The 616-nt window shown below is 60.4% G+C and carries 1 protein-coding gene; it reads right to left on the reverse strand.

What is annotated here, in order from left to right; all coding sequences use genetic code 11:
- Nucleotides 1-104: 104 nt before the first annotated feature.
- Nucleotides 105-503: a YbaN family protein gene (locus ACTJKS_RS28020; protein ID WP_108183598.1), complete on the reverse strand. Its 399-nt coding sequence runs from the start codon at nt 501-503 to the stop codon at nt 105-107.
- Between the last annotated feature and the right edge of the window lie 113 nt (nt 504-616).

Genomic DNA, 616 nt, shown 5'->3' on the forward strand with positions numbered 1-616 from the left:
CCATTTTTAACTGAAACTCTGCGGAGCCTGATTAGTGGCTGCTGCGCAGCCATCGGGGATGAATCCCCTCACCACAAAGCTTATTTGCCAAAAATAGCGGGAGGTCAGGAAGAGGAGGAGGCGATGGTTTCCGGGCGCGACCAAATCCACAGATTGCCCAGGCTCATCCCGGCAATCGCCAGATACACCGGCCAGCCGTGGTCGAGCATCACCAGCATCAGTGTCGCGCACAGCAGCATGCTGACGGTGGCGCTGACCTTGGCCTTGCGCGCGATGATCTTGCCGTTGCGCCAGTTGTTCAGGATCGGCCCGAACAGCCGATGGTTTTCCAGCCAGGCACTCAGGCGCGGCGAGCTGCGGGTCGCAGCCCAGGCGGCGAGCAGGATGAACTCGGTGGTCGGCAGGCCGGGCACGACGATGGCGATCAGGCCAATGCCGAGACTGACATAGGCCAACAGGCCGAACAGCAGACGGGCGAGTTTTGAGGTGGCGGGTTGCGGCATGGGCTCGGGGTTGCAGTGAGGCGAAAAGGGAATCTTACAGACTTGTGGAGACCCCTGTGGGAGCTGGCTTGCCAGCGATAGCGATGTATCAGTCGAAATAGATCCTGTCTGAC

The organism is Pseudomonas sp. 22189 (assembly GCF_052045635.1).
In the GTDB taxonomy this organism is placed as follows: Bacteria; Pseudomonadota; Gammaproteobacteria; order Pseudomonadales; family Pseudomonadaceae; genus Aquipseudomonas; species Aquipseudomonas parakoreensis.

What these genes read in the sequence shown, in the direction of transcription:
- ACTJKS_RS28020 (WP_108183598.1), bottom strand. Translation starts at nt 503, where the DNA reads ATGCCGCAACCCGCCACCTCAAAACTCGCCCGTCTGCTGTTCGGCCTG.